Origin of the sequence: Streptomyces sp. ATexAB-D23 (assembly GCF_000373645.1) — a bacterium.
In the GTDB taxonomy this organism is placed as follows: domain Bacteria; phylum Actinomycetota; class Actinomycetes; order Streptomycetales; family Streptomycetaceae; genus Streptomyces; species Streptomyces castrisilvae.
The window spans coordinates 184,472-204,776 of record NZ_KB892024.1 but is presented as its reverse complement, the minus strand read 5'-3'; the positions used below and the strand labels follow the sequence as shown (position 1 = coordinate 204,776).

18 protein-coding genes and 1 tRNA gene are annotated in these 20,305 nt (G+C 68.3%); 10 read left to right on the top strand and 9 right to left on the bottom strand.

Going from position 1 to position 20,305, the window contains the following annotated elements; genetic code table 11:
* Nucleotides 1–41: 41 nt before the first annotated feature.
* The 8 genes from B082_RS0121525 to rpmH all read right to left on the bottom strand — a co-directional run bounded on the left by B082_RS0121525 (nt 42) and on the right by rpmH (nt 5,989).
* Complete coding sequence (locus B082_RS0121525; RefSeq protein WP_026250038.1) at nt 42–1,124, bottom strand: ParB/RepB/Spo0J family partition protein; 1,083 nt, start codon at nt 1,122–1,124, stop codon at nt 42–44.
* Nucleotides 1,121–2,197, bottom strand: coding sequence for a ParA family protein (locus B082_RS0121520; RefSeq protein WP_078622633.1), 1,077 nt, complete (start codon nt 2,195–2,197; stop codon nt 1,121–1,123). Before B082_RS0121520 ends, B082_RS0121525 begins: the two co-directional genes overlap by 4 nt.
* 289 nt (nt 2,198–2,486) lie before the next feature.
* The gene (rsmG, locus tag B082_RS0121515; RefSeq protein WP_026250037.1) at nt 2,487–3,203 is read right to left on the bottom strand and encodes a 16S rRNA (guanine(527)-N(7))-methyltransferase RsmG; all 717 of its coding nucleotides are present in this window, start codon (nt 3,201–3,203) and stop codon (nt 2,487–2,489) included.
* A gap of 108 nt (nt 3,204–3,311) precedes the next feature.
* Entirely contained in the window at nt 3,312–3,821 is a 510-nt protein-coding gene (locus B082_RS0121510) for a protein jag (RefSeq protein WP_018553881.1), read from the bottom strand.
* 15 nt (nt 3,822–3,836) lie between these two features.
* Nucleotides 3,837–5,099 (bottom strand): membrane protein insertase YidC, encoded by a 1,263-nt coding sequence (gene yidC, locus B082_RS0121505; protein ID WP_018553880.1) that lies wholly within the window; start codon nt 5,097–5,099, stop codon nt 3,837–3,839.
* Between the two features lie 3 nt (nt 5,100–5,102).
* Nucleotides 5,103–5,462 carry a membrane protein insertion efficiency factor YidD gene (yidD, locus tag B082_RS38145; RefSeq protein WP_078622620.1) on the bottom strand — a complete coding sequence of 120 codons (360 nt, stop codon included), beginning with the start codon at nt 5,460–5,462 and terminating at the stop codon, nt 5,103–5,105.
* Complete coding sequence (gene rnpA, locus B082_RS38140) at nt 5,459–5,830, bottom strand: ribonuclease P protein component (protein ID WP_078622619.1); 372 nt, start codon at nt 5,828–5,830, stop codon at nt 5,459–5,461. The genes yidD and rnpA overlap by 4 nt, the downstream gene beginning before the upstream one ends.
* Before the next feature lie 21 nt (nt 5,831–5,851).
* Nucleotides 5,852–5,989 (bottom strand): 50S ribosomal protein L34, encoded by a 138-nt coding sequence (gene rpmH, locus B082_RS38135; protein WP_006348049.1) that lies wholly within the window; start codon nt 5,987–5,989, stop codon nt 5,852–5,854.
* Between the two features lie 380 nt (nt 5,990–6,369).
* Between rpmH and dnaA the strand changes: the two genes are divergently transcribed.
* The 9 genes from dnaA to B082_RS0121460 all read left to right on the top strand — a co-directional run bounded on the left by dnaA (nt 6,370) and on the right by B082_RS0121460 (nt 19,110).
* Complete coding sequence (dnaA, locus tag B082_RS0121500; RefSeq protein WP_078622618.1) at nt 6,370–8,187, top strand: chromosomal replication initiator protein DnaA; 1,818 nt, start codon at nt 6,370–6,372, stop codon at nt 8,185–8,187.
* A 958-nt stretch (nt 8,188–9,145) separates the two neighbouring features.
* Nucleotides 9,146–10,276: a DNA polymerase III subunit beta gene (gene dnaN / locus B082_RS0121495; RefSeq protein ID WP_018553878.1), complete on the top strand. Its 1,131-nt coding sequence runs from the start codon at nt 9,146–9,148 to the stop codon at nt 10,274–10,276.
* Between the two features lie 131 nt (nt 10,277–10,407).
* Complete coding sequence (gene gnd, locus B082_RS0121490) at nt 10,408–11,286, top strand: phosphogluconate dehydrogenase (NAD(+)-dependent, decarboxylating) (protein WP_018553877.1); 879 nt, start codon at nt 10,408–10,410, stop codon at nt 11,284–11,286.
* 85 nt (nt 11,287–11,371) lie between these two features.
* A complete protein-coding gene (recF, locus tag B082_RS0121485; protein ID WP_018553876.1) occupies nt 11,372–12,502 on the top strand; it encodes a DNA replication/repair protein RecF in 1,131 nt (376 codons plus the stop codon).
* The gene (locus B082_RS0121480) at nt 12,499–13,059 is read left to right on the top strand and encodes a DUF721 domain-containing protein (RefSeq protein WP_018553875.1); all 561 of its coding nucleotides are present in this window, start codon (nt 12,499–12,501) and stop codon (nt 13,057–13,059) included. The genes recF and B082_RS0121480 overlap by 4 nt, the downstream gene beginning before the upstream one ends.
* Before the next feature lie 400 nt (nt 13,060–13,459).
* Nucleotides 13,460–15,547, top strand: a complete 2,088-nt coding sequence (gene gyrB / locus B082_RS0121475; RefSeq protein ID WP_018553874.1) for a DNA topoisomerase (ATP-hydrolyzing) subunit B — start codon at nt 13,460–13,462, stop codon at nt 15,545–15,547.
* Nucleotides 15,548–15,593: 46 nt separating this feature from the next.
* Nucleotides 15,594–18,257, top strand: coding sequence for a DNA gyrase subunit A (gyrA, locus tag B082_RS0121470; protein WP_018553873.1), 2,664 nt, complete (start codon nt 15,594–15,596; stop codon nt 18,255–18,257).
* 93 nt (nt 18,258–18,350) lie between these two features.
* Nucleotides 18,351–18,965, top strand: a complete 615-nt coding sequence (locus B082_RS0121465; RefSeq protein ID WP_026250036.1) for a DUF3566 domain-containing protein — start codon at nt 18,351–18,353, stop codon at nt 18,963–18,965.
* Nucleotides 18,966–19,036: 71 nt separating this feature from the next.
* A tRNA-Ile gene (locus B082_RS0121460) sits at nt 19,037–19,110 on the top strand.
* A gap of 367 nt (nt 19,111–19,477) precedes the next feature.
* On the opposite strand, the gene B082_RS0121455 is transcribed toward B082_RS0121460, so the two are convergent.
* Nucleotides 19,478–19,849: a DUF6344 domain-containing protein gene (locus tag B082_RS0121455; RefSeq protein ID WP_018553871.1), complete on the bottom strand. Its 372-nt coding sequence runs from the start codon at nt 19,847–19,849 to the stop codon at nt 19,478–19,480.
* A 318-nt stretch (nt 19,850–20,167) separates the two neighbouring features.
* On the opposite strand from B082_RS0121455, the gene B082_RS39965 reads away from it, so the two are divergent.
* Nucleotides 20,168–20,302, top strand: coding sequence for a DLW-39 family protein (locus B082_RS39965; protein ID WP_003958712.1), 135 nt, complete (start codon nt 20,168–20,170; stop codon nt 20,300–20,302).
* The last annotated feature ends 3 nt before the right edge of the window (nt 20,303–20,305 follow it).

Below are 20,305 nucleotides of genomic sequence, written 5' to 3'. Positions count from 1 at the left end.
TGACCCACCGGAAACAGCCCGCCCTCATCGCTCGGCGTATGTCAGCTCTCGTCGTCCTCGGCCGATTCCTCAGCCGTCCGGTCCAACACCCGGCCCTCGCCCGGGGCAAGACTTCCGAGGATCCTGTCCAGGTCCTCCATCGAGGCGAACTCGACGACGATCTTGCCCTTCTTCTGCCCGAGGTCGACCTTCACCCGGGTCTCGAACCGGTCGGACAGCCGGGACGCCAAGTCGGTCAGCGCCGGTGACAGCCGGGCCCCCGCCCGCGGCCCCTTGGTCTTCGAGGCGTTGGTGGGCCTGGAACCCATGAGCGTCACGATCTCCTCCACCGCACGCACCGAGAGCCCCTCGGCAACGATGCGGTGGGCCAGCTTGTCCTGCTCATCGGAGTCGTCCACCGACAACAGTGCACGCGCATGGCCCGCCGACAGCACGCCGGCCGCGACCCTTCGCTGCACCGGCGGCGACAACCGCAGCAGGCGCAGCGTGTTGGAGACCTGGGGGCGCGAACGCCCGATGCGGTCGGCCAGCTGGTCATGCGTGCACTTGAAGTCCTTGAGCAGCTGGTCGTAGGCCGCTGCCTCCTCCAGCGGGTTCAGCTGAGCCCGGTGGAGGTTCTCCAGGAGGGCGTCCAGGAGCAGCTTCTCGTCGTCGGTGGCGCGGACGATGGCCGGGATGCGTTCCAGGCCCGCCTCCCGGCATGCCCTCCAGCGGCGCTCGCCCATGATGAGCTCGAAACGGTCGGTCCCCGTCTTCCGCACCACCACGGGCTGGAGAAGACCGACCTCCTTGATCGAGGTCACCAGCTCCGCCAGCGCGTCCTCGTCGAAGACCTCGCGCGGCTGACGCGGGTTCGGCGTGATGGAGTCGATCGGCACCTCGGCGAAGTACGCACCCGCCACGTCCCCAGCGTCCGCCGGCTCCCGCAGCGACACGGGACCGCTTGGCTCCGGCACCACGGGGGCGGACCCGAGCGTGGTCACCTTCGCGGCGGCCACACCCCGCTCCGAGGTCAGGACGGGGGAGGAAGACCCCTGCCCGCCGGACGGTAGCTGCTTCTCCTGCGGAGCGGCTGGGATCAAGGCACCGAGCCCTCGCCCCAACCCTCGACGACGCTCACTCACTGGATCCCCTCCGGATTGCTCTGCTGACTGATCGAACCGCCCGTGTGGGCGTGCTGGCCCTCGTACTGCACCCCGACCCCGCGTAGCGCGATCTCCCGGGCTGCTTCGAGGTACGACAGCGACCCGCTGGAACCGGGGTCGTAGGTGAGCACGGTCTGCCCGTAACTCGGCGCCTCGGAGATGCGGACCGAACGAGGAATGCTGGTCCGCAGCACCTCCTTGCCGAAGTGGCTGCGCACCTCCTCCGCGACCTGCGACGCCAGCCTTGTCCGGCCGTCGTACATGGTGAGCAGGATCGTGGACACATGGAGGTCGGGATTCAGGTGGCCGCGGACCAGATCGACGTTTCGCAGCAGCTGCCCCAGGCCCTCCAGCGCGTAGTACTCGCACTGGATGGGGATCAGCACCTCCGCACCGGCCACCAGTGCGTTGACCGTCAGCAGGCCCAGCGAGGGCGGGCAGTCGATCAGGATGTAATCCAGCGGCTGCTCATACGCCTGGATGGCCCGCTGGAGTCGACTCTCCCGCGCCACCAGCGACACCAGCTCGATCTCCGCACCGGCGAGATCGATGGTGGCCGGGGCGCAGAAGAGACCTTCGACGTCCGGGACGGGCTGAACCACGTCGGAGAGCGGCTTGCTCTCCACCAGGACGTCATAGATCGAGGGAACTTCGGCGTGGTGATCGATACCCAGAGCCGTGGAGGCGTTGCCCTGCGGGTCGAGGTCAACCACCAGGACCCGCGCACCGTGAAGTGCCAGCGACGCGGCAAGGTTGACCGTCGAGGTGGTCTTTCCCACCCCGCCCTTCTGGTTGGCCACCACCATGACGCGCGTCTGCTCAGGTCGCGGCAGCCCCTCGCCGGCTCGGCCGAGGGCCTCCACCGCCAGCTGGGCCGCGCGCCCGATGGGTGTGTCGTCCATCGGCGGCGGTGTTTCACGTGAAACACCGTCCCCCGCCGATTCGGTTCGGGGACCGGGGACCGGGTCGGTCATCGGTCCCGCGATGTTGGCGTCGGACCGCAAGGATTCACTCTCCTCGGCTTCAGGCTCGCAATGAACAGAGCCTGCCATGGTTTCGGGGTCGTGAACCAGCGAGGCCCGCTCTTCTGTGGAGGAATCCACTTCTGTGGACAACTCCGTAGCCCTAACGGGCCTGCGATGGGAAGGGGCGGCGACCGCACCGCGGCCGATGATTCCATGCAGCAGAGAACGACGTTTCACGTGAAACACGATGCCTTCGCAGCGTAGCTACAGAGGCACGACACTCCGCGCGGGGCACGTACGGCTCCATGACGGACGGAATCCCGGATGCCGGGACCACATCGCACGTAAGAGCCACTGGCTCGGTGTGACCGGGTGATCAGCGGCGGCGGCGCGTCCGGCTGGTCCTGGCGGCCTTGGCCCGCTTCGCGGCGAACCTCACACCTCCGGGGCTCTCGCCGACCATCACGCGCACCACAGTGGACATCGGGTCGACCACACCTTCACCAACGTGCAGCACCTCGGTGTCCACCACCCCGAGCTTGCTGAGCGCCGCCCGAGCGCCGTTGATCTCCTCCTCGGCGGTATCGCCCTTGAGCGCGAGCATCTCGCCGTACGGGCGCAGCAGAGGCACCCCCCAGCCGGCCAGCCGGTCCAGTGGGGCCACTGCCCTGGCCGTCACCACGTGTACGGGCTGCAGGCTGCCCAGGACCTCCTCGGCCCGGCCGCGGACGACCGTCACATGGTCCAGCCCGAGCAGCTCCACAACCTCCTGGAGGAAATTCGTCCGCCGCAGCAACGGCTCCAGCAGGGTGATCTTCAGGTCCGGGCGCACCAGCGCCAGCGGGATGCCCGGAAGCCCCGCCCCCGAGCCCACATCGCAGACCGTGACCCCCTCGGGAACGACCTCGGAGAGCACCGCACAGTTCAGCAGATGTCTTTCCCACAGGCGCGGCACCTCACGCGGACCGATCAGCCCGCGCGTGACCCCCGCGTCCGCCAGCAGTTCCGCGTACCGGACAGCCTCGGGAAAGCTCTCGCCGAACACCGTCCGAGCCTCGTCGGGGGCCTGGGGAAGTGATACTTCCTCCGTCACGGGGGACCGTCCTTCCATACCGCACTACCGCGCATTGGCGGCTGTCTATCAGGCTGACAAAGATCGGCCCCGTCTGCGAACAGACGGGGCCGACAGGAGAAGGGCCGGTCAGGCCGGCAGGACGACGACGAAGCGCTGGGGCTCCTCGCCCTCCGATTCACTGCGCAGGCCTGCGGCGGCGACCGCGTCATGCACGACCTTGCGCTCGAACGGTGTCATCGGGTCCAGCTTCACCGGCTCCCCGGTGCTCTTGACCTCGTCCGCCGCCTTGGCACCCAGCTCGGCGAGCTCCGTGCGCTTCTTGGCCCGGAAGCCGGCGATGTCCAGCATCAGACGGCTCCGGTCACCGGTCTCCCGGTGCACGGCCAGCCGCGTCAGCTCCTGGAGCGCCTCCAGGACCTCGCCGTCGCGCCCCACGAGCTTCTGCAATTCGCGTGCGGACTCGCTGATGATCGAGACCGCGGCCCGGTCCGCCTCGACGTCCATGTCGATGTCGCCGTCGAGGTCGGCGATGTCGAGCAGGCCCTCAAGGTAGTCCGCTGCGATCTCACCTTCCTGCTCAAGGCGGGTCAAGGTGTCGCTGCCCTCAGCGGCCGTGGAGGTGATGCCTTCCGTCACGGGATGGACTCCTTCTTACTTCTTGGACGGGTGCTTGGGCCGCTGCGGGCCCTTGCGCTGCCCGGACTTGGCTTGGCGTGAGGAGCCGGACGCGGACTTGCCCGCCGGCTTGGGCTTTTCGTCCTGCGGGGTCTTCTTGTTCAGAGAGGTCTTGGGCGCCGACTCGGAGGAGTCGCCGTCCTTGCCCCCGCCCTGATGGCCCGTACCGGTCTGGCGCTTCGCCTTGGTCTGCCGCTTGGGCTGCTGGCGCCGCTGTGCGGCTCCGCCCTCGGCGTCGGCCACAGCGGTGTCGCTCTTGACCACCGTGCCGTCCTCCTGCGGAGCGAGGCCGAGCTTGGCCAGTCCCGTGACGAACTTCCGCTCGATGTCGTTGCGGTCCGGTCCCTTGGCCACGATCCGCTTGACGGTGTTGCGCCGGGTTCGGCCACGGACCTCACCGTGCGCGGTGACGCCCTTCAGCAGCCGCCCGAGGTACTGCTCCTGGGCCTTGCTGCCCGGCGTCGGGTTCTGGTTGATCACGTACATCTGCTGACCCATGGTCCAGACGTTGGTGGTCAGCCAGTAGACGAGGACACCGACGGGGAAGTTGATGCCCATGACGGCGAAGATCAGCGGGAAGATGTACATCAGCATCTTCTGCTGCTGCATGTACGGCGTCTTGACCGTGAGGTCGACGTTCTTCGTCATGAGCTGGCGCTGCGTGAAGAACTGCGAGGCCGACATCATCACGATCATGACCGCGGTGACGACCCGGACATCGGTCAGCGAGGCGCCGAGCGCGTCGACCTTGTCCGCGCTGTCCATGAACTTGGCGGCCAGCGGGGCACCGAAGATGTGGGCCTGACGGGCGCTGTCCAGCAGCGACTGGTCGATGACGCCGATCTTCTTGTTCGACGCGATCGCGGACAGCACGTGGTACAGCGCGAAGAAGAACGGCGACTGCGCGATGATCGGCAGGCACGAGGAGAGCGGGTTGGTACCCGTCTCCTTGTACAGCTTCATCATCTCTTCGGACTGACGCTGCTTGTCGCTCTTGTAGCGCTCCTGGATCGCCTTCATCTTCGGCTGGAGCACCTGCATGTTCCGCGTCGACTTGATCTGCTTGACGAACAGCGGGATCAGACAGATGCGGATCAGCACCACGAGGGACACGATGGACAGGCCCCAGGCCCATCCCGTGTCAGGGCCGAAGATCGCCCCGTACAACTTGTGGAACTGGACGATGACCCAGGAAACGGGCCATGTGATGAAGCTGAACAGACTGGCAATCGTGTCCACTAATCAGGCTCCTTGAGCATTGGGCGAAGTCTCTGCGGCCGAACTCGGGAGGTCGGTGGCCGAACTCCCGGCAGGCACGTCAGCGGCGGAGTCCCCGCCCTTGCTGCCGCGTAGGGCACTGCGCAGCATTTCGTGCCAACGCGGACGTTTGCGTGGTGGTACGTAATCCACGCCGCCGGGTGACCACGGATTGCATCGCAGGATGCGCCAGGCTGTCAGCGCTGTTCCCTTGATCGCTCCGTGCCGGTCGATCGCCGTATATCCATAGTGGGAACACGACGGGTAGTAACGGCAGACAGGCCCGAGGAGTGGGCTGATCGTCCACTGATACAGCTTGATAAGAGCCAGCAGCGGGTACTTCATCGCGCGCCCCCTCCCAGCAGCCGCCGCAGCGCGGCGTCCAGGTCTCGGGCCAGCTGTTCATGGTCGGCGTCGCCCGCACCGGGCAACGCTCGTACGACAACCAGGCTACCGGGGGGCAGCAGGGCCAGCCGTTCTCGGACCAAGTGGCGAAGCTTGCGCTTCACCGCTGTGCGGACGACCGCACCACCCACTGCTTTGCTGACAACGAAACCCGCACGCGGCGGGGGAACGGTCTCCCCAGTCACGTGCGGGTCGGTTGCACCGCTGCGTAGATGGACGACGAGGAGCGGGCGACCGGCCCGCCGCCCTCGTCGTACTGCGGTCGCGAAGTCCTCGCGCCGCCTCAGCCGATTCTCGGTAGGCAGCACGTCATGACGACCTGTACGCGATCAGGCGGACAGGCTGGCGCGACCCTTGCTACGGCGGGACGCGAGAATCGCGCGGCCGGCACGGGTACGCATACGCAGCCGGAAGCCGTGGGTCTTCGCGCGACGACGGTTGTTCGGCTGGAAGGTGCGCTTGCTCACTCGGGGGCTCCAGTAATGACTCGTGTGTTGGCGGGACATCGCCTGGCTGTCACCGTGCGCCCACGAGAGACTCGCGTAAACGCCCTAGTGCACCGCTTCACAATCACAGATCGTGATCTTTGCCCATCGGAGGCAGGCGGCAGCAGCCATCGACAACTCGACCTGGTCACGGTACGCGCGGCTACGCCATCCGGTCAAACCGACCCTGTCGGACCCCCCATTGTGCACAGGCTGTGGACAACGACTTGAACCGCGCGGGTCGGGCTGACTACCGTGGCTGAACTCCGGTTCTTTTTCTTCCCGCCTGCCGGTCCTCACCCACCCCGACCCATACGTCCCGAGAACCACACATTCGTGGGACCAGCGAGAGAGCGTGCCTTGTGGCTGACGTACCTGCCGATCTTGCCGCAGTGTGGCCGCGAGTGCTGGAGCAACTGCTCGGGGAGGGGCAGCAGGGCATCGAGCCGAAGGACAAGCAGTGGATCGAGCGCTGCCAGCCCCTCGCCCTGGTCGCCGACACCGCGCTGCTGGCCGTCCCCAATGAGTGGGGCAAGCGGGTCCTCGAAGGCCGTCTCGCTCCTCTCATCAGCGAGACGCTGAGCCGCGAGTGCGGCCGCCCCATCCGGATCGCGATCACGGTCGACGACTCCGCCGGCGAACCGCCGTCCCCGCCGGCGCCCCCGATGCACCAGTCCCCCCAGTCGCAGCAGCACCGCTACCAGGGACCGCAGCACGACGAGGGGCGGCACGACGACGCGTACGACGGCTACGGGCACCGGCCCTCCGACGACGGGATGCCTACGGCCCGCCCCGCCTACCCGGACTACCAGCAGCAGCGCCCCGAGCCCGGGGCCTGGCCGCGCACCCAGGAGGACCTGTCCTGGCAGCAGCCCCGGCTCGGCGGATTCCAGGACCGTGACCACTCCGCGGACCAGTGGCGCGAGCCCTACGGCAGCCGCTCCCCGCAGCAGCCGCAGCACGACTACCGGCAGCAGCCGCCGGAGCGCCAGGGTTACGAGCCGCAGCGCTCGGAGCGGCCACGCCCCGAGCGCCACGAACTGCCGGAGCCGCAGCACCGGCCGGGGGGCGGCGGCACCGGCCGGCCCGGCGGAGGCCCGGGGCCGATGGGCGCCCAGCCCTCGCCGGCCCCCGGACCCGGCGAGCCGCACGCCCGGCTCAATCCGAAATACCTCTTCGACACCTTTGTCATCGGGGCGTCCAACCGCTTCGCGCACGCGGCGGCCGTCGCCGTCGCCGAAGCGCCCGCCAAGGCGTACAACCCCCTTTTCATCTATGGGGAGTCCGGGCTCGGCAAGACCCACCTGCTGCACGCCATCGGGCACTACGCCCGCAGCCTCTACCCGGGGACCCGGGTGCGGTACGTGAGCTCGGAGGAGTTCACCAACGAGTTCATCAACTCGATCCGTGACGGCAAGGGCGACACCTTCCGCAAGCGGTACCGCGACGTCGACATCCTGCTCGTCGACGACATCCAGTTCCTGGCGAGCAAGGAGTCGACGCAGGAGGAGTTCTTCCACACCTTCAATACGCTCCACAACGCCAACAAGCAGATCGTGCTGTCCTCCGACCGGCCGCCCAAGCAGCTGGTCACGCTGGAGGACCGGCTGCGGAATCGTTTCGAGTGGGGGCTGACCACCGATGTGCAGCCCCCCGAGCTGGAGACCCGCATCGCGATCCTGCGCAAGAAGGCGGTGCAGGAGCAGCTCAACGCCCCGCCGGAGGTGCTGGAGTTCATCGCGTCCCGCATCTCGCGCAACATCCGTGAGCTGGAGGGCGCTCTCATCCGGGTGACGGCCTTCGCCAGCCTCAACCGCCAGCCCGTGGACCTGGGGCTCACGGAGATCGTGCTGAAGGACCTGATCCCCGGCGGCGAGGACACGGCCCCGGAGATCACGGCGGCGGCCATCATGGCGGCAACGGCGGACTACTTCGGTCTGACGGTGGAGGACCTCTGCGGATCGTCCCGCAGCCGTGTGCTGGTGACGGCCCGCCAGATCGCCATGTATCTGTGCCGCGAGCTGACCGATCTCTCACTGCCGAAGATCGGTGCGCAGTTCGGCGGCCGGGACCACACAACGGTGATGCACGCCGACCGCAAGATCCGGGCGCTGATGGCGGAGCGGCGCTCCATCTACAACCAGGTCACCGAGCTCACCAACCGCATCAAGAACGGCTGACCGCACCCCACGCCGGAACCGCACGCACCCGAAGGGCGCTGTGCGGACTCGTCAGGAGTCCGCACAGCGCCCTTACGCGTTCCCCGAAAAGCTCCCGGCAACCCCCGTGCACGGCTCCCGGACGCACTCAATCGGCGCCGGCGGGGTCTTCACCCTGCCTGGGGCCCGGGGCCGGGACGCCCGCGGTGTTCGAATCCCGGCCAGGACACGGGTGTTCTCCACAGATCCGGCCACTTTTTTCCCTCCACAGCCTGGGGATCCAAAAGTTGTCCATACTGCTTCCACAGGCACGCCCGCCCATCAGGCATCAGGCCAGCTCAGGGGCCTGGGGATTTGTGGTCAACCATGATCCACAGGCTGTGGACAAGTTTTCCGTCCACAGCCTGTGGACCTCGTTGTCCACCGGCTGCCCACAGGCCAGCGGGTGTTTTCCCCAGTCGGAGCGGGCTTCTCCACACCGCTGTCCACTGTTCGGCAACATGACACCCGCCGTCACCGCCCCGAGTGAAAGGCGTCACACCAAGAGGGGCGGTTGGGCTGTGGGGAACGCGGGTAAAGCTGGGGACAGACCTGGGGAGAAACCCCCCTGTCCTGTGTACGGGATGTGCACAACTTTCGGGTGTCCACAGAATCCCCGGGTTGTCCACCGGGCCACCCACAGGGCCAGTGGATAAAAAACGGGCCCTGACCTGCGCAAACAGCGTTATCCACCGTTTCCACAGGGCCTACTACTACTACCCCTCATAGTTAGCTCGGGATCCGTTTCGAAGTGGGGCCTGTGCACAACTCGGCCTCGGAGCGCTCCGGGCCTCTTGCCGCGATTTGACCCCGAGCCGCACCGAGTGTCGGTGCGGTGCGTCAGACTGGTCCCCGGCGTCCTCCCCCCGGCATCGGTGGAGGGCCCGATCAGACGACGAAGGCCAGCAGGGCGAGCGAGCAACAGCAGGAGGCGGTTCCGGTGAAGATCCGGGTGGAGCGCGATGTACTCGCGGAGGCGGTGGCCTGGGTGGCCCGCAGCCTTCCGGCCCGTCCGCCGGCGCCCGTTCTCGCGGGCCTTCTGCTGAAGGCCGAGGACGGCGCTCTCAGCTTCTCCAGCTTCGACTACGAGGTCTCGGCCCGCGTCTCGGTGGAGGCCGAGGTCGAGGAGGACGGCACCGTCCTCGTCTCCGGCCGGCTGCTCGCCGACATCTGCCGCGCCCTGCCCAACCGACCGGTGGAGATCTCCACAGACGGTGTACGGGCGACCGTGTCCTGCGGTTCCTCGCGATTCACACTCCACACCCTGCCCGTGGAGGAATACCCGGCGCTGCCGCAGATGCCGACCGCGACCGGCACCGTGCCCGGTGAGGTCTTCGCCTCCGCCGCCGCCCAGGTGGCCATCGCCGCGGGCCGCGACGACACCCTGCCCGTCCTGACCGGCGTGCGCATCGAGATCGAGGGCGACACCGTCACCCTCGCCTCCACCGACCGCTACCGCTTCGCGGTCCGCGAGTTCCTCTGGAAGCCGGAGAACGCCGACGCCTCCGCCGTCGCCCTGGTGCCCGCCAAGACGCTGCTCGACACCGCCAAGGCGCTGACCAGCGGTGACACGGTCACCCTGGCGCTGTCCGGCTCGGGCGCGGGCGAAGGCCTCATCGGCTTCGAGGGCGCCGGCCGCCGCACCACCACCCGGCTGCTCGAGGGCGACCTGCCGAAGTACCGGACGCTCTTCCCGACCGAGTTCAACTCCGTCGCCGTGATCGAGACCGCCCCGTTCGTCGAGGCCGTCAAGCGCGTCGCCCTGGTGGCCGAGCGCAACACCCCGGTGCGGCTGAGCTTCGAGCAGGGCGTGCTGATCCTGGAGGCGGGTTCCAGCGACGACGCACAGGCTGTGGAGAGGGTCGACGCCGTGCTGGAGGGCGATGACATCTCGATCGCCTTCAACCCGACCTTCCTGCTGGACGGCCTGAGCGCCATCGACTCCCCGGTGGCCCAGCTCTCCTTCACGACCTCCACCAAGCCGGCGCTGCTCAGCGGCCGCCCGGCCGTGGACGCCGAGGCGGATGCCGCGTACAAGTACCTGATCATGCCGGTCCGCCTCTCCGGCTGACCCGGTCACCGGCCCTGCCGCGGCAGGGCCCGACGGGCATGTTCAGCGCCGAGCATGCCCGGCGTCCTGTCCCCTGCCGGGCGTAGGCTCGGACCTGGGTACGAATCGGCACAACGCTAAAGGAATCTCTGATGGAGCTCGGTCTCGTCGGCCTCGGCAAGATGGGCGGCAACATGCGCGAGCGCATCCGCCGCGCAGGCCACACCGTCATCGGTTACGACCGCAACCCGGATGTCGCCGATGTCCACAGCCTGGAAGAGCTTGTGGGCAAGCTCAAGGGCCCGCGGGTCGTCTGGGTGATGGTTCCGGCCGGAGCCGCGACCCAGTCCACGATCGACGAGCTGGCCGAGCTGCTCTCGCCCGGCGACATCGTCGTGGACGGCGGGAACTCCCGCTGGACCGACGACGAGAAGCACGCGGTGGAGCTGGGCATCAAGGGCATCGGCTTCGTCGACTGCGGTGTCTCCGGCGGCGTCTGGGGCCTGGAGAACGGCTACGCCCTGATGTACGGCGGCGACGCCGAGAACGTCGCGAAGGTCCAGCCGGTCTTCGACGCGCTCAAGCCCGAGGGCGACTTCGGTTCGGTCCACGCGGGCAAGGTCGGCGCCGGCCACTTCGCCAAGATGGTCCACAACGGCATCGAGTACGCCATGATGCAGGCCTACGCCGAGGGCTGGGAGCTGCTGGAGAAGGTCGACTCCGTCACCGACGTGCGTGAGGTCTTCCGCTCCTGGCAGGAAGGCACGGTCATCCGTTCCTGGCTGCTCGACCTGGCGGTCAACGCCCTGGACGACGACGAGCACCTGGACAAGCTCCGCGGTTTCGCCGCCGACTCGGGTGAGGGCCGCTGGACGGTGGAGGCCGCGATCGACAACGCCGTGCCGCTGCCCGCGATCACCGCGTCGCTCTTCGCGCGCTTCGCCTCGCGCCAGGACGACTCCCCGCAGATGAAGATGATCGCCGCGCTGCGCAACCAGTTCGGCGGCCACGCGGTCGAGAACAAGAAGTAGTCCGCAACGAGGAGCGGGAGGGGCCGACCGCCCCTTCCGCCCCACGAAGCACGGAGCAGGAAAGCCGGGAAGGTCGGCGCACACCATGCACGTCACGCATCTGTCGCTGGCCGACTTCCGCTCGTACGCCCGGGTCGAGGTGCCTCTCGATCCGGGCGTCACCGCGTTCGTGGGGGCCAACGGCCAGGGCAAGACGAACCTGGTCGAGGCCGTCGGCTATCTCGCCACGCTCGGCAGCCACCGCGTCTCCTCGGACGCCCCGCTGGTGCGGATGGGCGCCGAGCGGGCGGTGATCAGGGCGGCCGTGACGCAGGGGGAGCGCTCGCAGCTGGTCGAGCTCGAACTGAACCCGGGCAAGGCGAACCGCGCCCGGATCAACCGGTCGTCGCAGGTCAGGCCGCGTGATGTGCTCGGCATTGTACGGACCGTGCTGTTCGCTCCGGAGGACCTCGCCCTGGTGAAGGGCGATCCCGGGGAGCGTCGGCGCTTCCTGGACGAGCTGGTGACCGCGCGGTCGCCGCGGATGGCAGGGGTCCGCTCCGACTACGAGCGGGTGCTGAAGCAGCGGAACACGCTGCTGAAGTCGGCGGCGATGGCGCGCAGGCACGGCGGACGTTCCCTGGACCTGTCGACGCTCGATGTGTGGGACCAGCATCTGGGCTGGGTGGGCGCCGAGCTGCTCGCCCAGCGTCTGGACCTGATCGCGACGCTCCAGCCCCTGACGGACAAGGCGTACGCGGACGTGGCGCCGGGCGGGGGCCCCGTGTCGCTGGAGTACCGCAGCTCGGCCGGCGCCGAGGTGGGCCCGGCGCGGACGCGTGACGAGCTGTACGCGCAGCTCATCGAGGCCCTGGCCGGTGTGCGCAAGCAGGAGATCGAGCGGGGCGTGACGCTGGTCGGCCCGCACCGGGACGATCTGGTGCTGGGTCTGCGTTCCATGCCCGCGAAGGGGTACGCGAGCCACGGTGAGTCCTGGTCGTACGCGCTGGCGCTGCGGCTGGCCTCGTACGAACTGCTGCGCGGCGAGGGCAACGAGCCGGTGCTGGTGCTGGACGACGTCTTCGCCGAGCTGGACGCGCGTCGCCGGGAGCGGCTGGCCGAGCTGGTGGCACCGGGCGAGCAGGTGCTGGTGACGGCGGCGGTGGGCGACGACGTGCCGGGCGTGCTCGCGGGGACGCGGTACGCGGTCTCGGCCGGTGGGGTGGAGCGGGCGTGAACGGCTACGGAGCGGGGAAGGGCTCGGCCGGCGACGGGGCGAAGCCGGCGGAGCCGTCCGGTGTGGACCTGGCACGGGTCGCGCTGCGCGCGGCGAAGGAGCAGGCGCGGGCGCGTGGGGATGCCGCCCAGCAGAAGAAACAGGCCAGGCGAGGCGGAGGACTGCGCTCCGGAGCACGGGCCGACGGGCGCGACCCGTTGCCGCTGGGAGCGGCCATCAGCCGGCTGATCACCGAGCGCGGCTGGGAGACCCCGGCGGCGGTGGGCGGGGTGATGGGCCGGTGGCCGCAGATCGTCGGTGACGATCTCGCCCTGCACTGCGTGCCGGTGCGGTACGACGAGGAACCGGATCAGCGCGTACTGACGGTGCAGTGCGATTCGACGGTGTGGGCGACGCAGCTGCGGCTGCTGGCGCCCCAGCTGGTGGCCCGGCTGAACGCGGATCTGGGCAACGGAACCGTGCGGATGATCAAGGTGCTGGGGCCCGGCGGTCCGCAGCGCAGGTTCGGTCCGCTGCGGGCCCCTGGGAGCAGAGGACCGGGCGACACCTACGGCTGACCAGGCCTGACCTGCGGTTTTCGTGCCACCACCGAGCCTTCTGCGCGTGCGGGCCGATGGCTGTGGGCGGGGGCGGGCGAGGGGCGTACGGGTGCCTGGAAGGGCTTGGTTCGCCGCTGCTCGGTGGCGGAGGCCGGATGGTGGTGACCGGAGGTCCCTCACCGTAGCGGGAAGCTGACAGGCCGAAGCGCTCAATGCCCTTGTGAGCCTCTTGAGGCCCCTTCCCCAATATGGGGAGTCGTCAGGCGCTCATTCAGGGCGGCACATGCGTACTCAGGTACCCGCAAACCCCCATTCGGGTCGGCGCTACCGGTAGACTGGTGAACAATCCCGCGTCTTGCGGGATTCGTCGATACAAGCCGAACGACGCAGCCGCTCCCGCCTGCCCGGAGAACGGCCTGTGCTGTGCCAGAAAGGGCGCTTCGTGGCCGATTCCGGCAACCCCAACGAGAACATTCCGTCCACTCCCGGCGAGAGCGGCGCTGCTCCCGTCCAGGGCGAGGTGAAGGCGTCGTACGACGCCAGTGCGATCACCGTGCTGGAGGGCCTGGACGCGGTCCGCAAGCGACCTGGTATGTACATCGGCTCGACCGGTGAGCGCGGTCTCCACCACCTCGTGCAGGAGGTCGTCGACAACTCGGTCGACGAGGCCATGGCCGGGCACGCGGACACCATCGACGTCACGATCCTCGCCGATGGCGGGGTGCGCGTGGTCGACAACGGCCGTGGCATCCCGGTCGGCATCGTGCCGTCCGAAGGCAAGCCGGCCGTCGAGGTCGTCCTCACCGTCCTGCACGCGGGCGGAAAGTTCGGCGGTGGCGGCTACGCCGTCTCCGGTGGTCTGCACGGCGTCGGCGTGTCCGTCGTCAACGCCCTGTCCACCCGGGTCGCCGTCGAGGTCAAGACGGACGGCTACCGCTGGACCCAGGATTACAAGTTCGGTGTCCCGACGGCCCCGCTGGCCCGCAACGAGGCGACCGAGGAGACGGGCACCACCGTCACCTTCTGGGCCGACGGCGACATCTTCGAGACGACCGAGTACTCCTTCGAGACGCTCTCGCGCCGCTTCCAGGAGATGGCCTTCCTCAACAAGGGCCTCACCCTCAAGCTGACCGACGAGCGCGAGTCGGCGAAGGCGACGGCGGGCGCGGACAGCGCCGAGGCGGGCGAGGTCCCCGAGGAGGAGAGCGCCCGCTCGGTCACGTACCACTACGAGAACGGCATCGTCGACTTCGTCCGGTACCTCAACTCCCGCAAGGGAGATGTCATCCACCAGTCGGTGATCGACATCGAGGCCGAGGACAAGGACCGTCTGCTGTCGGTCGAGATCGCCATGCAGTGGAACACGCAGTACAGCGAGGGGGTCTACTCCTTCGCCAACGCGATCCACACGCATGAGGGCGGTACGCACGAGGAAGGCTTCCGCGCCGCGCTGACCTCCCTGGTCAACCGGTACGCGCGCGACAAGAAGCTGCTGCGCGAGAAGGACGACAACCTCACCGGCGAGGACGTCCGCGAGGGTTTGACGGCGATCATTTCGGTGAAGCTGGGCGAGCCGCAGTTCGAGGGCCAGACGAAGACCAAGCTGGGCAACACGGAGGCCAAGACCTTCGTGCAGAAGGTCGTCCACGAGCAGCTGACGGACTGGTTCGACCGCAACCCCAACGAGGCGGCCGACATCATCCGCAAGGGCATCGCCGCCTCGACCGCCCGTGTGGCGGCCCGCAAGGCGCGCGACCTGACGCGGCGCAAGGGCCTGCTGGAGAGCGCCTCACTGCCCGGCAAGCTCAGCGACTGCCAGTCGAACGATCCCACCAAGTGCGAGATCTTCATCGTCGAGGGTGACTCCGCCGGCGGCTCGGCCAAGTCCGGCCGCAACCCGATGTACCAGGCGATCCTGCCGATCCGAGGCAAGATCCTGAACGTCGAGAAGGCCCGGGTCGACAAGATCCTGCAGAACACCGAGGTCCAGGCGCTGATCTCGGCCTTCGGCACCGGGGTCCACGAGGACTTCGACATCGAGAAGCTCCGCTATCACAAGATCATTCTGATGGCGGACGCCGATGTCGACGGCCAGCACATCAACACCCTGCTGCTGACGTTCCTGTTCCGCTTCATGCGCCCGCTGGTCGAGGCCGGACACGTCTACCTCTCGCGTCCCCCGCTCTACAAGATCAAGTGGGGCCGGGACGACTTCGAGTACGCGTACTCGGACCGTGAGCGCGACGCCCTGGTGGAGCTGGGCAAGCAGAACGGCAAGCGGATCAAGGAAGACTCGATCCAGCGCTTCAAGGGTCTCGGCGAGATGAACGCCGAGGAGCTGCGCGTCACCACGATGGACGTCGACCACCGGGTGCTCGGCCAGGTCACGCTCGATGACGCGGCGCAGGCCGACGATCTGTTCTCGGTGCTGATGGGTGAGGACGTCGAGGCGCGGCGCTCGTTCATCCAGCGCAACGCCAAGGACGTCCGCTTCCTCGACATCTGAGTCGGCCGTACAAGCAAGCCGCAGCGCGAAAGGACTTTGACCAGCAATGGCCGACGAGAACACCCCTGTCCCCGTGACGCCCGAAGAGGTTCCGCCCGTCGAGGGCGTGGGTATGCGTGTCGAGCCCGTCGGGCTCGAGACGGAGATGCAGCGCTCCTACCTCGACTACGCGATGTCCGTCATCGTCTCGCGTGCCCTGCCCGACGTGCGGGACGGTCTCAAGCCTGTCCACCGACGGGTGCTGTACGCGATGTACGACGGCGGCTACCGGCCCGAGAAGGGCTTCTACAAGTGCGCCCGCGTCGTCGGCGACGTCATGGGTACGTACCACCCGCACGGCGACTCCTCGATCTATGACGCCCTGGTCCGCCTGGCGCAGCACTGGTCGATGCGCATGCCGCTGGTGGACTCCAACGGCAACTTCGGTTCCCCGGGCAACGACCCGGCCGCCGCCATGCGGTACACCGAGTGCAAGATGATGCCGCTGTCCATGGAGATGGTCCGGGACATCGACGAGGAGACCGTCGACTTCCAGGACAACTACGACGGCCGCAACCAGGAGCCGACGGTCCTGCCGGCGCGCTTCCCGAACCTGCTGGTCAACGGCTCCGCGGGCATCGCGGTCGGTATGGCGACCAACATCCCGCCGCACAACCTCCGCGAGGTCGCGGCCGGTGCGCAGTGGTATCTGGAGCACCCGGAGGCCTCGCAGGAGGAGCTCCTGGAAGCCCTGATCGAGCGGATCAAGGGCCCGGACTTCCCGACCGGTGCGCTGGTCGTGGGCCGCAAGGGCATCGAGGAGGCGTACCGCACGGGCCGCGGCTCGATCACGATGCGCGCGGTCGTGGCGGTCGAGGAGATCCAGAACCGCCAGTGCCTGGTCGTGACGGAGCTTCCGTACCAGACCAACCCCGACAACCTGGCGCAGAAGATCGCCGACCTGGTGAAGGACGGCAAGGTCGGCGGCATCGCCGACGTGCGCGACGAGACCTCCTCGCGTACGGGCCAGCGCCTGGTCGTCGTCCTGAAGCGGGACGCGGTCGCCAAGGTAGTCCTGAACAACCTGTACAAGCACACCGATCTCCAGTCGAACTTCGGCGCCAACATGCTGGCGCTGGTGGACGGGGTGCCGCGCACACTGTCGATCGACGCGTTCATCCGGCACTGGGTGACGCACCAGATCGAGGTCATCGTCCGGCGTACGCGGTTCCGGCTGCGCAAGGCCGAGGAGCGCGCGCACATCCTGCGCGGCCTGCTCAAGGCCCTGGACGCGATCGACGAGGTCATCGCCCTCATCCGGCGCAGCCAGACCGTCGAGGTGGCGCGTGAGGGCCTGATGGGCCTGCTGGAGATCGACGAGATCCAGGCGAACGCGATCCTGGAGATGCAGCTGCGCCGGCTGGCCGCGCTGGAGCACCAGAAGATCACCGCCGAGCACGACGAGCTCCAGGCGAAGATCAACGAGTACAACGCGATCCTGGCCTCGCCCGAGCGGCAGCGGCAGATCGTCAGCGAGGAGCTGGCGGCGATCGTCGACAAGTTCGGCGACGACCGTCGTTCCAAGCTGGTGCCCTTCGACGGTGACATGTCCATCGAGGACCTCATCGCCGAGGAGGACATCGTCGTCACGATCTCCCGCGGCGGCTATGTGAAGCGCACCAAGACGGACGACTACCGCTCGCAGAAGCGCGGCGGCAAGGGCGTCCGCGGCACGAAGCTGAAGGAAGACGACATCGTCGACCACTTCTTCGTGTCGACGACCCACCACTGGCTGCTGTTCTTCACCAACAAGGGCCGGGTCTACCGGGCGAAGGCGTACGAGCTTCCGGACGCCGGCCGGGACGCGCGCGGCCAGCACGTGGCCAACCTGCTGGCCTTCCAGCCGGACGAGCAGATCGCGCAGATCCTGGCGATCCGCGACTACGACGCCGCGCCGTACCTGATCCTGGCCACCAAGGGCGGCCTGGTGAAGAAGACCGCGCTGAAGGACTACGACTCCCCGCGCTCCGGCGGTGTCATCGCCATCAATCTGCGTGAGACGGCGGACGGCGCGGACGACGAGCTGATCGGTGCGGAGCTGGTCTCGTCCGAGGACGATCTGCTGCTCATCAGCAAGAAGGCCCAGTCGATCAGGTTCACCGCGACGGACGACGCGCTGCGCCCGATGGGCCGCGCCACCTCGGGCGTCAAGGGGATGAGTTTCCGCGAGGGAGACGAACTGCTCTCGATGAATGTCGTCAGGCCCGGTACTTTCGTGTTCACTGCCACTGACGGCGGGTACGCGAAGCGGACCGCGGTCGACGAGTACCGCGTTCAGGGTCGCGGTGGCCTGGGCATCAAGGCCGCCAAGATCGTGGAGGACCGGGGCTCGCTGGTCGGCGCGCTGGTGGTCGAGGAAACCGATGAGATCCTTGCCATCACGCTCGGCGGTGGTGTGATTCGTACGCGAGTCAACGAAGTCAGGGAGACGGGCCGTGACACCATGGGCGTCCAACTGATCAATCTGGGCAAGCGAGACGCCGTTGTCGGTATCGCTCGCAACGCCGAGGCGGGACGCGAGGCCGAAGAGGTCGACGCGGCCGAGGACGCCGAAGGCGAGACGACCGCGGCAGTGACGGCGGAGGCCACCACGGCCGACGCGGCTGCCGGCAGCACGGTCGACAGCAATGTCGAGGACACGACGTCCTCGACCGGGGAGCACGAGGAGTAGAGCGTGAGTGGAGCCACGGGCGCCGGTTCGGCCGCTTCCGGAGCGGGAGGTAACGGTGCCCGTGGCCCTGCCACGGACTCCCAAGGGGGCACTGTGACGGATACCCGGGGCCCTCAGCCCCAGTACGAGGGTTACGCGACCGGGCCGCTGCCCGGCGAGCGGGAACCCGCACCTGGCCAGGCGGGCCCGTACCACCCGCCGCAGGCCTACCCCTCGCCTCCGGGCGGGACACACGGCGGCGGGCGCACGATGGGCGGCCAGCAGCCGGGCACCATGCCGGGCATGGGTGCGGCCCAGACGGCCCGTAAGCCGCGGACGGGGGCGCGGACCACTCCGCGTACCCGCAAGGCGCGTCTGCGCGTCGCCAAGGCCGATCCGTGGTCGGTGATGAAGGTCAGCTTCCTGCTGTCCATCGCGCTCGGCATCTGCACGGTGGTGGCGTCGGCGGTCCTGTGGATGGTGATGGACGCGATGGGCGTCTTCTCCACCGTGGGCGGCACGATCAGCGAGGCGACCGGGTCCAACGACAGCAACGGCTTCGATCTGCAGGCGTTCCTCTCGCTGCCGAGGGTCCTCATCTTCACCTCGGTCATCGCGGTGATCGACGTGGTCCTCGCCACCGCGCTGGCCACGCTGGGCGCCTTCATCTACAACCTGTCGGCGGGCTTCGTGGGCGGTGTCGAGCTCACGCTGGCCGAGGACGAGTAGGCCTGCGGGTATCGATTTTGGGACTGGCCCCGACGTGCGCTAATCTTCAGAAGTCAGCGCAGCAGCGCGGCGGGGCTATAGCTCAGTTGGTTAGAGCGCATCCCTGATAAGGATGAGGCCACAGGTTCAAATCCTGTTAGCCCCACAGTGACAGCAGAAGGCCCGGCTCCTCTTCGGAGGAACCGGGCCTTCTGCGTGTGCGGGTGTGTATGCACTGGTGCGTGGCCGGGGTGGTGGCGTGCGGTGCGGTGTGCCTGGGTGCCTGGGTGCCTGGGTGGCTTCGGTGGCCTGGGGGGTCGCGGCCTGTGGGTGGTTGCGTGCGGCAGTCCCCTGTACGCGGGAACGAGCCCGGCCGGCCTTCCCCCTTCCTGCTGTGCGTACGCCTCTGACGCGTTCCGTGCTGTCCCGTTCGGGTGCATGGGGGCGCGGGGCGCATGGGGTGCAGGGGACACGGGAAAGCCCCCGTCCGGTGGGTACCGGGCCGGGGGCTCAGGGGATCAGGTGGGGCGCTCTCAGGGTGGGAGGAGGGACGCGTCTCCGGCCGGGGCGCCGTGGGAGGTGCGGGCGGTACTGGTGGTGTTCGCGGTGTCCTTGGTGTCACTGGACAGGTGCCGCGTCGCGGGTGAGGAGCCGTGGGCCTCGGCGCGGATGCGCTGCTTCATCGTGGGCGGGAGTGCCCGGTCACGCGGAAGGGTCCATCGCACCGAGGGAGCGGGTGCGGTTGCGCGGGCGGCACCCGTGTGTTCGTGGGTCGTGGCCGCCGGCTCCGTGGCCGTGGCTTCCGTGGCGGCGGCGGTGGAGCCTGCGAGGCCCAGCGACGCGAGGAGGGCGAAGAACGCGGTGATGAAGGCGGTCCAGATGCTCTTGGCCTTGAAGGTGCTCATGGCCCCTCACTTTCAGGTGGTCCGGTTTGCTTACCTTTCCGATGATGTGGATCCGGCCCGCGATTTCGTGGACCGACGCCGCCCATGCGCCGATCTTCAGATGAACACCACTCGTATGGTTCAACCGGCTTCGATCGGGTCCCGGCGGGCGGGGTGCGCAGGGTGTCCAGTGGTCGTTCGCCGGGTACGCACAGCCGCGCGCCGACCGCACTTCCACAGGCGCCAATTGGGTTGCGGGGAGGTCACCGGTCGATATCGGCCGGTGTGTATAGTCGGGCGGCAGAAGTCCCCTACGCCAACGAAAGACGAGGTCGCGCGGTGAAGAAGCTTCTCCTGGTCGCACTGGCCGCCATCGGCGGGCTCCTCGTGTACCGCCAGATCCAGGCGGATCGCGCCGAGCAGGATCTGTGGACGGAGGCGACCGACTCCGTGCCCGCAGGTTCGGGTGTCTGAGAC

Excerpts from the sequence above, each read along its gene's own strand:
- B082_RS0121455 (WP_018553871.1), bottom strand. The coding sequence starts at position 19,849 with ATGAGCACCTTCAAGGCCAAGAGCATCTGGACCGCCTTCATCACCGCG.
- gyrA (WP_018553873.1), top strand. The coding sequence starts at position 15,594 with ATGGCCGACGAGAACACCCCTGTCCCCGTGACGCCCGAAGAGGTTCCG.
- gnd (WP_018553877.1), top strand. The coding sequence starts at position 10,408 with ATGGAGCTCGGTCTCGTCGGCCTCGGCAAGATGGGCGGCAACATGCGC.
- B082_RS0121520 (WP_078622633.1), bottom strand. The coding sequence starts at position 2,197 with ATGGCAGGCTCTGTTCATTGCGAGCCTGAAGCCGAGGAGAGTGAATCC.
- recF (WP_018553876.1), top strand. The coding sequence starts at position 11,372 with ATGCACGTCACGCATCTGTCGCTGGCCGACTTCCGCTCGTACGCCCGG.
- yidD (WP_078622620.1), bottom strand. The coding sequence starts at position 5,462 with ATGAAGTACCCGCTGCTGGCTCTTATCAAGCTGTATCAGTGGACGATC.